The organism is uncultured Gilvimarinus sp., from assembly GCF_963975215.1.
Classification (GTDB): Bacteria; Pseudomonadota; Gammaproteobacteria; order Pseudomonadales; family Cellvibrionaceae; genus Gilvimarinus.
On record NZ_CAXBFW010000016.1, the window covers coordinates 72073 to 80380 of the forward strand.

Consider the following 8308-nt stretch of genomic DNA (forward strand, 5'->3'; position numbering starts at 1 on the left):
TGATTACCTAATCGTGACTTTTAAGATACGTTTTATTGCCATCAACCTGGTTTGAATGGCCAAAAAAAGGCACGCGTTTTAACCAAAGTTTTAAGGCCTGCCAATAGATGGCGGTCGCAACTTTTACCGTCATCCACGGGTAACGGTAAATAATTTTGTTAAGCGAAGCCCTCGTTATAGGCTCGTGCTTTAGTACCAATGTTGCATCCATCACTTTTTGAGTGTCTCTGGTGCAGCTTAAGTCAATGCTTAGGCGTTTGCCCGGCAAGTTGCTGCGCCAGTGATATTGCATGTCCATTGGGTTAAAGGGCGATACGTGCATTCCCTTATCAAAGGTAAAGCGCTGAACGTCCTCCCTTTGGCTATTTTTACGGGGCTGTTCTGTATTCGGATCACAGGGCAGTACATAGCGAATGCGCTCGCGCCAGGGGGTGTTGGTTACTTCCGCGACGATGTAGCGCAGCTGCTCTTGCTCGTTAAAACAGTAATAGGTCGTGATAGGGTTAATAATGAACCCAAAGTAACGCAGATTGGTAAGCACCCGGACGGGGCCCGTATGATGTTGTCCCGTTTGGTTCGCTATCTCACGGCGTACCGCTGCGTCCAAAGGAATAGTCGGGTCGCCTAAAAAATCACTGCGCTTAAACCGGGCGAGTGCCCAGCGACGGCTCGACCAAAACCGCGACTGCGCCATAACCGCGTCGATTTCCCGGGTGTCGAGATACATCATAAACACGCGATAACAAAAGGCGTGGGCGCGCGGCGTAAACCGCCGGTGTCTTACCCAGCCGTAGTAAATGCCGCTGTGTTGAATGGCCGCCCTATTAACCATGGGGGCCGCCCCTATTGCTGGCGCCGATGGTGTCGCTCACCCGCTTAGCGCTTACTACACCATCTTCATGAAAGCCATTGCCCCAATAGGCACCGCAAAACCAGGTTCGGTTGACGCCGTTAATCTCTGCCCAGCGCTCTTGCGCGGCGATGGCTTGCTGAGTGAATACCGGGTGAGCGTAGTTAAACCGCCGCAATATAGTCTCGGGGGCAATGGCCTTGGTGTCGTTGAGGGTTACGCAAAAGGTCGTGTCGCAGCTTAAACCTTGTAGGATATTCATATTGTAGGTAAGTACGGCGCGCTCTTGCTGATGCTTGCGTAAGCGGTAGTTCCAGCTTGACCAAGCCAGTCTTTTTTGGGGTAACTGGTGCGTATCGGTATGCAGGATAACCTCATTGTTTTGATACTGAATAGCGCCCAGTATTGTTTGTTCGTCTGGTGTGGCATCGCCCAGCAGAGCGTGCGCCTGATCGCTGTGACAGGCAAAAATAACCTGATCGTATTGCTCGCTCTCGCCATTGCTGCGCAGCACCGTAATGCCGTCGCGCTGGCGGGTAATCTGGGCGATATCGACATTGGTTTCGATGCTCGCCCCGCGCGCGCTAATGGCCTCTGTTAAGGCGGGTAAATAATTGCGTGAGCCGCCCTTAATAACCCGCCATTGTGGCCGGTTGCTGACACTTAATAAGCCATGATTGTTAAAAAAACGTACAAAAAACAACAGGGGAAAGTCCCACATAGCCTGGGTCGATGCCGACCAGATGGCGCACCCCATGGGTATTAAGTAGTGGTTGATAAAGCCTTTGCTGTAGCCGCGCTGCTGTAAATACTGCCCCAGCGTAATATCTTGCTCAAGCCGATTGCTGTCGAGGTCGGCCACCGCCTCTTTGTTAAAGCGTAAAATGTCGCGCACCATGGCCAAAAACGAGGGCCGGATAAGGTTGCGTCGCTGGGCAAATAAGGTGTTGAGGTTGTTGCCGCCATACTCAATGCCGGTAGTATCGCAGCTGACGCTAAAACTCATTTCGGTGGTTTGGGTGGCAACGCCCAGCTCGTCCATCAGCGCGATAAAATTAGGGTAGGTCCAGTCGTTGTACACAATAAAACCGGTGTCGATTGCCTGTTGCTGTCCATTGACGGTTACGTCTACCGTGGCGGTGTGACCGCCCACCCGGCTGTCGCGCTCGAGTATATGCAGCTGGTGCTGGTCTTTTAAATAGTAGGCGGCACTCAGGCCGGCAATGCCGGCGCCGATAATCGCAATTTTCATAAGTTGTTCTCGACAGGTTTTTTATTTTTCATGGCCCGGCGCCACAAGCCGGGTAGTAACCGTGCTAGCCACAAAACGGCGCTTAGGCGGTGGGGGAAGCTCATCTTTACCACCCGACGCTCAATGGCGCGGCACATGCGGCGGGCCGCCTCATCGGCGTCCATTAAAAAAGGCATCGCGAAGTCATTTTTGGCGGTCAGTGGGGTGTCGACAAAACCTGGGTATATTGCGGTGACGTCTATCTCATTGGCAAGGTCGAGACGCAAGCTGTCGAGCAGGTAACTCAGTGCCGCTTTTGAGGCGCCATAGGCTTCGGCACGGGTAAAGGGTGCGTTAACCACTTGCGACACAACCCCCACAATGTGGCCCCGTTGGGGGCTTTGGCGCAAAAGTGGCAAGGCGGCTTCAATGCAGTTAACGGCGCCATTGAAGTTAACGGCAAATACCCGCTCTATCGCACGCCAGTCCGGGTGAGGGAAATCCAAATATTCGCAACAGCCGGCGTTGGCAATCAGCCGGTCAATCCGGCCCAGTGTACGGTCTATTAAGCGGGCTGCGGCGACGACGTCCTCGATGCGGGTAACGTCCAGAGGCAGGCTAAAGATACGCCCGGGCCCTGCGTGCTCGGCGGCCAGTTGCGCCAGCGCCTGATGATTGCGTGCACTGGCAATCACCCAGTGGCCCTGCTGCGCCAGTTGCAGCGCGAGCGCGCGGCCTAAACCGCTGCTGGCTCCGGTAACCCAGCAGATTGAGGTGTCGGCGGTTGGTGCTTGATGGTTGTCGAAGTGCGAAAGTTCGCTCATTACCCCTCCTAAATTAACGCGCGAGGCGAGCTTTTAACCAGCGGGTAACACGTCCCAATACCGGTATCTGATCGTAGAGCATGGCGCCCATATCGTATACGTCTTCGTGAAAGTCGATTTTGTCGTTAAAGTGTAGGTGGGATACACCGCGCACGGAGATGAGTCGGTTGCCCAGCTTTTCGTGGCGAAAACGCATAATCCATTTAATATAGGCGCTGTTATCGCCAATTAGCTCGTCCAGGTACTCAAATCGACACTCGGTCAAACCCTCTGCCTGAGCGGATAAGTAGTCCTGCAGTGCGACCACCCCTTCAATGTCGTGCACCGGGTCTTTAAACTTAACACCACTGGCATACACCTGATCCAGCCGTGCGATACTGCTTTCATCGAGCGTCTGGTAGAGCAGCTTAAAATCGTTCAGCAGCTGATGGTGCTGAACACCGGTGGTAATGCTTGCTTGGGTACTGGGCATAGTAGGCTCAAATCAATCGGTTACATGTGTTTTAGCATACGCCTTAGAGCAACCTTTGGATCATGTGATCCAGCATTGCAGTTGCTGCGTAATCAGCCTAAACGCACGGCAAGTATCACTCAGTGATCACAGGCCCTTTAAAGCATAGGCCGTTAAAACAAAGGCGTGGCCGGCTTAACCGCCGGCGACAAACAAGGTAGGTAACCATCCCTATGGTGCAGGCACAACCAAAGGCAGACCAGCAAAAGCAGCTCAAGCTGTGGCTTAGTGCCGTGGGGCAATCTCAGGATCGGGCCGCATTTGCCAAGTTATTTGAGCATTATGTGCCGTTAATCAGGGCCTATAGTCTGGCGCAAGAGCCTGGTGCTACCTTGGTAGCCGACGATTTAGCGCAAGAGGTAATGATTAAAATTTGGAACAAAGCGGCCAGCTATAACGCTAGTTTGGCCAACACCAATACCTGGGTTTTTACCCTGGCCCGAAATGCGCGTATCGATGCGCTGCGCCGCAACGGCCGATACAACACCAATATTGATGCTGATGATTTATTTGAGCATATCGAAGATGACGGCCCGGACCCGTTTCAGGCCGCACAAGCACTTATGACACAGGAAACAATACACGCAGGCTTGGCACAACTGCCAAAAGAACAAGCCGACGTATTACGCAAAGTTTATCTGCAGGGCCGCAGTCACCAGCAGGCGAGTGAAGAGCTACGCCTGCCGCTAGGCACGATTAAATCGCGAATCCGCCTGGCGTTAAAGAAAATGCACCTGCTGATGGGAGGGCAATAGTATGGCGATTACCCAACATCCAAGCGGTGACTGGCTGTCTGCCTATGCGGCGGGGTCCTTACCTTTGGGCCAGTCTCTGTGTGTTGCGGCACACTTAGAGTTTTGCAGCCAATGTCGCCAAAATTACATGCGTTTAAGCCAGTTAGGCGGCGAGTTGATGCAAACCCTGGAGCCCGTGCCGAGCCAAAAGTTATCGTTAGACGATCTGATGGCACGTATCGATGCTCAGCCCAGACAAAAGGCTGTAGATATCGAGGCCGAGGGGCTGGATTTATCGGCAGAGCCAGAACCGTCTGGCCGGCGTAAAAAAGCCGTGGTTAGTCAGAGTGCAGCGGTTCCGCGCAGCTTGCGCAAGCTTATCCCCAACGGCTACGACGAGCTTAAGTGGTCACGTATATCCTGGAGCATTCGTTCTGCCGAGCTGTGCCGTGACGACAATGGCTTAAAGGTCGAGCTGCTGCGCATTAAGCCAGGTGGCGCCTCGCCCCGGCATACTCATCTCGGCGATGAGTTGACGATGGTGTTGCAGGGCAGTTTTTCTGATGAAGTTGGTGTGTATCACTCGGGTGATTTTATGGCTTGCGATCAATCGGATACCCACACGCCGGTGGCCAGTGTCGATCGTGAGTGTATTTGCCTGACCGTGACCCAGGCGCCTATACAGCTTTCGGGCTTTTTGGGGCGCTGGCTTAACCCGCTACTGCGACGAGGGCATACGAGCGCATCATAATGTAAAAAACGCTGGCAGAAGCCGGCGTTTTTTTTAAAATGCACCTTAACGATTGTCCGGCTCTTTGCCGATTACTTTGTACACTGCGGCTCCCAGTAAGCCTCCGACAATGGGAGCCAGCCAAAACAGCCATAATTGCGCCACCGCCCAGTCACCCACGTACAGGGCTACCCCGGTACTGCGCGCGGGGTTGACCGAGGTGTTGGTTACCGGAATGCTGATTAAATGAATTAGGGTTAGACATAAGCCAATGGCAATGGGGGCCAATCCTTGTGGTGCTCGCTTATCAGTTGCCCCCAAAATAACCACCAAAAACAGCATGGTCATTACCACTTCGCACACCAGTGCTGCGAGCAAGCTATAGCCGCCGGGGGAGTGCTCGCCATAACCGTTTGAGGCAAAACCTGCGGCAACATCAAAGTCCGCCTGCCCGCTGGCAATAATATAAAGCACGCCCCCGGCGGCGAGCCCACCCAGCACCTGAGCAATAATGTAGGGCGCCAGGTCTTTGGCCGCAAAGCGTCCGCCTGCCCACAGCCCTATGGATACGGCAGTGTTGAGATGGCAGCCCGAGATATGCCCAATGGCAAAGGCCATGGTGAGTACGGTTAAACCAAACGCTAAGGAGACTCCCAAAAAGCCAATGCCGAGTTCGGGGAACCCCGCTGCCAAAACTGCGCTGCCACATCCACCCAGTACCAGCCAAAACGTGCCAATAAACTCTGCACCATATCGATTCATAATAAAATCCCTTCTAAACCCATGGAGGTGTTGAATTGGTTACTCCGCATGTGGCGCTGCGAGCGGCACTAAGAGTTTTATTATAAATAGCAGGTTTTGCTAAAAGCGCCAGAAAATACACACCGTCAGCAACAGCCTGCTAACTTGAAAGTAAGGCCGGGTATTAGTAAAGGTTGTTGAGTAGCTGGTTAATATCTTTAATGAGCCAGTTACCCTGAGGGGTTAGTATGTACATCAGTGCGGCGATATTGAGTAGCACAGTCATCCAATAAGCCACACGAAACGATCGTTTTTTTGATTTATGACGCAAGTGTTGTTGCGCTATTAAAGCGCCGGGCCAGCCACCGATGAGGGCCAGCCAGTGTAATGTGACCTCCGGAGTACGGCGGCGATTATTTCGCGCGGCGGATTTATCCCACGCATAAAAAAGGTAGGTGGTAAGACTAACACCCAAATACAGCCCTAATAGTAGATAGGGGATAACATTTAAGACTGTCAGTGCGGTGACAACCAACAAAAACAAGGTGCTGGTTAAAGCAGCGTTACACGCTTGGCCGGTGCGCGGCTGGCGCGCAGGCTTTACGGGGGAAACGAACACGGCGCGGCTACGCCCGCCGGCATCACGCTCGGGGGTAAATTTAACTTGCTCGCCCTGAGTAGGCCTAACACCGCGCACGCTATAAGCCGATACATGAAAAAACACTTCGCGCTTGTCAGATTCTGGCAAGATAAAGCCATAGCCTTTGTCGTCGTTCCATTTGACAATAACGCCGTGTTTAACGGTGTTTGAATTCTTCATTGATTTTATTTTTACCTCGCCGGCAGTTAACTCTCGGCCTTAATGAGGGCTAACACTTTACTGGCTTTCTCAAAGTGATCCAGCTGGTGGGTTTGTATCCACCACGTTGCTGCCTCCATTAATAAGTCTGGTTGCGAATTTTTATTGGCAAAGAAGGCATAAAACGATAACCCTACGGAGTTACCTTTGGCTGCCATTTTTTGTTCGCAAACGGCGGCGATTTTCTTTTTTAGTTCTGCTCTCATTAATTCTGCTCATCGTGTGAGTGCTTTTTGCGATAAAAGGCCTTGGCGTCTTGCATCTTTTTTGCCCAGGATTGTCTCAGTCGGTCGCGCACTTTGGCCGCTTCGCGCTCAAATTCTTCAGATGGGGGCTCGGCCTCTTGTTGTTTTTTAGCAGCAAGGGCTTGGCGCAACTGCTGGCGTGTTTTTTCCGAGACCTTGTTTGGTACCGGCAGGCTATCGATGTCGTGCAGCAGTACCCGCCCTAACCGGTCGAGCAGGGCATCGTTAAGCTTGTCTGGCTGAAAACGGTGGCGTTGCACCCCAGGGCGGCCAAAATTGCGCAGCAGTATCTCAATACAATGTTGCCCGGCATCGGCCTGTACGCGCACGGCATGCTGCAACGGGCCCTCTAGCGTAAAGGTGGCTTTGTCGATTTTGTGGGCATTGTTGAGTGCATCCTGGCGATGATAAGCCAGGCCGTAACTGTCGAGGTATTCGGTGTAGTGCCGGATAGAGGCTAAATCGCCGATAACGTATAAAGCCGGTTGCGTTAATTTTGCCGATACCCGGATATCAATTTGTCGCGGAGAGTCCGAACTATCGATGAGCAGTTTGTATTGGCCTTGCTCCAGAGCGACGGACGTTTCGCGGTCGGGCGCCAGCGGGTAAGAGACTGGGCGCTCGGGTTGGACATAATTGATGTGTTTAACCAGCTCGTCCAGATACGACAAAACTTTGAGCATTGCCGGGCGCAGCACTTGGCGATAATAAGCCTCTTGCTCGGCAAGGCGCGCGGCTTCGTCGGCCTCCGCTGCACGCAGGCTGCTGGCCTGTTGTTTAAGCTCGTCCAGTATTCCCATGGTTATTCCATTATGCCACGCCCACATTAACGCCAATTGTAATGGATATCGCTTGCGGTTGGGAGGTTAGCCAAACGAAATGTCGTGCTAGAAATCATCACCTATGTGAGCACTCAAGCGAGCAGCATGGGGCCAGTGTTGTTGCAGGCGATAACGCCTCGGCGTGGCACAATGGCACCTGCCAACGTAGCGCACTGGTAGTGTCTTTAAAGGTACGCAAGGTGTTTGAGTGTTTAAACAGTGTTTGAGATGGGCAGTCGTGCTGAGTGGCAGGGACAAATTCGCAGGAGCAGATTTGATCTTCCGGAGGAAGCCCGAAGGGGGCGGGGCAGGGATGCCCGGCAATTATCCAGGGTGCAGCGTTACTTAAAAAATGGCGCACCCGGCAGGGTGAAGCAAGCGTTTTACAAAGCACTGCTTTGTGCGCAGCTGAACGGCACTCAGCTGCGCTGAGTGACAGGCAATCCAGGGTGCAACGTTACTTAAAAAATGGCGCACCCGGCAGGATTCGAACCTGCGACCAACGGCTTCGGAAGCCGCTACTCTATCCAGCTGAGCTACGGATGCGTAATACTGATTGTTTTAGCAGGTTTAGTGCCTGCGTCTAAATAGTAGTGCTAAACGCGCTACCCGCTACTCCCCTCGCTGTCGCTCGGGCCCGGTCTTTCAGCTTAGCTGAAAGCCGTTCGGCTGCGCACAAAGCGGCGCTTTGTAAACGCTTGCCTCACCCAGCTGAGCTACGGATGCGTAATACTGATTGTTTTAGCAGGTTTAGTGCCTGCG

General features: G+C 53.0%; 10 protein-coding genes and 1 tRNA gene. 2 read left to right on the forward strand and 9 right to left on the reverse strand.

Annotated elements, in window-relative coordinates; genetic code table 11:
• Positions 1–7: 7 nt before the first annotated feature.
• From AAC019_RS11630 to AAC019_RS11645, 4 genes are read right to left on the reverse strand one after another with little or no spacing between them, the layout of a single operon-like run.
• Complete coding sequence (locus tag AAC019_RS11630; RefSeq protein ID WP_339899070.1) at positions 8–832, reverse strand: DUF1365 domain-containing protein; 825 nt, start codon at positions 830–832, stop codon at positions 8–10.
• Positions 825–2102 carry an FAD-dependent oxidoreductase gene (locus tag AAC019_RS11635; RefSeq protein ID WP_339899072.1) on the reverse strand — a complete coding sequence of 426 codons (1278 nt, stop codon included), beginning with the start codon at positions 2100–2102 and terminating at the stop codon, positions 825–827. Before AAC019_RS11635 ends, AAC019_RS11630 begins: the two co-directional genes overlap by 8 nt.
• Complete coding sequence (locus AAC019_RS11640; protein WP_339899073.1) at positions 2099–2905, reverse strand: SDR family NAD(P)-dependent oxidoreductase; 807 nt, start codon at positions 2903–2905, stop codon at positions 2099–2101. Before AAC019_RS11640 ends, AAC019_RS11635 begins: the two co-directional genes overlap by 4 nt.
• Positions 2906–2918: 13 nt before the next feature.
• Positions 2919–3377 carry a nuclear transport factor 2 family protein gene (locus AAC019_RS11645; protein WP_339899074.1) on the reverse strand — a complete coding sequence of 153 codons (459 nt, stop codon included), beginning with the start codon at positions 3375–3377 and terminating at the stop codon, positions 2919–2921.
• A 212-nt stretch (positions 3378–3589) separates the two neighbouring features.
• Here AAC019_RS11645 and AAC019_RS11650 point away from each other — a divergent pair, with 212 nt between their 5' ends.
• Both AAC019_RS11650 and AAC019_RS11655 read left to right on the forward strand, forming a co-directional pair.
• Positions 3590–4171: a sigma-70 family RNA polymerase sigma factor gene (locus AAC019_RS11650; RefSeq protein WP_339899075.1), complete on the forward strand. Its 582-nt coding sequence runs from the start codon at positions 3590–3592 to the stop codon at positions 4169–4171.
• 1 nt (position 4172) lies between these two features.
• Positions 4173–4901, forward strand: coding sequence for a ChrR family anti-sigma-E factor (locus tag AAC019_RS11655; protein WP_339899076.1), 729 nt, complete (start codon positions 4173–4175; stop codon positions 4899–4901).
• Positions 4902–4946: 45 nt separating this feature from the next.
• Here AAC019_RS11655 and aqpZ read toward each other — a convergent pair whose 3' ends face one another.
• From aqpZ to AAC019_RS11680, 5 genes are all read right to left on the reverse strand, one after another.
• The gene (gene aqpZ, locus AAC019_RS11660; protein ID WP_339899077.1) at positions 4947–5642 is read right to left on the reverse strand and encodes an aquaporin Z; all 696 of its coding nucleotides are present in this window, start codon (positions 5640–5642) and stop codon (positions 4947–4949) included.
• 163 nt (positions 5643–5805) lie between these two features.
• Complete coding sequence (locus tag AAC019_RS11665) at positions 5806–6441, reverse strand: cold shock and DUF1294 domain-containing protein (protein ID WP_339899078.1); 636 nt, start codon at positions 6439–6441, stop codon at positions 5806–5808.
• Between the two features lie 26 nt (positions 6442–6467).
• A complete protein-coding gene (locus tag AAC019_RS11670) occupies positions 6468–6686 on the reverse strand; it encodes a DUF6500 family protein (RefSeq protein WP_339899080.1) in 219 nt (72 codons plus the stop codon).
• Positions 6686–7525 (reverse strand): hypothetical protein, encoded by an 840-nt coding sequence (locus AAC019_RS11675; protein WP_339899081.1) that lies wholly within the window; start codon positions 7523–7525, stop codon positions 6686–6688. Before AAC019_RS11675 ends, AAC019_RS11670 begins: the two co-directional genes overlap by 1 nt.
• Positions 7526–8015: 490 nt before the next feature.
• Positions 8016–8092: transfer RNA gene (locus AAC019_RS11680), tRNA-Arg, on the reverse strand.
• Positions 8093–8308: the final 216 nt, after the last annotated feature.

Excerpts from the sequence above, each read along its gene's own strand:
- AAC019_RS11630 (WP_339899070.1), bottom strand. The coding sequence starts at position 832 with ATGGTTAATAGGGCGGCCATTCAACACAGCGGCATTTACTACGGCTGG.
- AAC019_RS11635 (WP_339899072.1), bottom strand. The coding sequence starts at position 2,102 with ATGAAAATTGCGATTATCGGCGCCGGCATTGCCGGCCTGAGTGCCGCC.
- AAC019_RS11640 (WP_339899073.1), bottom strand. The coding sequence starts at position 2,905 with ATGAGCGAACTTTCGCACTTCGACAACCATCAAGCACCAACCGCCGAC.
- AAC019_RS11645 (WP_339899074.1), bottom strand. The coding sequence starts at position 3,377 with ATGCCCAGTACCCAAGCAAGCATTACCACCGGTGTTCAGCACCATCAG.
- AAC019_RS11650 (WP_339899075.1), top strand. The coding sequence starts at position 3,590 with ATGGTGCAGGCACAACCAAAGGCAGACCAGCAAAAGCAGCTCAAGCTG.
- AAC019_RS11655 (WP_339899076.1), top strand. The coding sequence starts at position 4,173 with ATGGCGATTACCCAACATCCAAGCGGTGACTGGCTGTCTGCCTATGCG.
- aqpZ (WP_339899077.1), bottom strand. The coding sequence starts at position 5,642 with ATGAATCGATATGGTGCAGAGTTTATTGGCACGTTTTGGCTGGTACTG.
- AAC019_RS11665 (WP_339899078.1), bottom strand. The coding sequence starts at position 6,441 with ATGAAGAATTCAAACACCGTTAAACACGGCGTTATTGTCAAATGGAAC.
- AAC019_RS11670 (WP_339899080.1), bottom strand. The coding sequence starts at position 6,686 with ATGAGAGCAGAACTAAAAAAGAAAATCGCCGCCGTTTGCGAACAAAAA.
- AAC019_RS11675 (WP_339899081.1), bottom strand. The coding sequence starts at position 7,525 with ATGGGAATACTGGACGAGCTTAAACAACAGGCCAGCAGCCTGCGTGCA.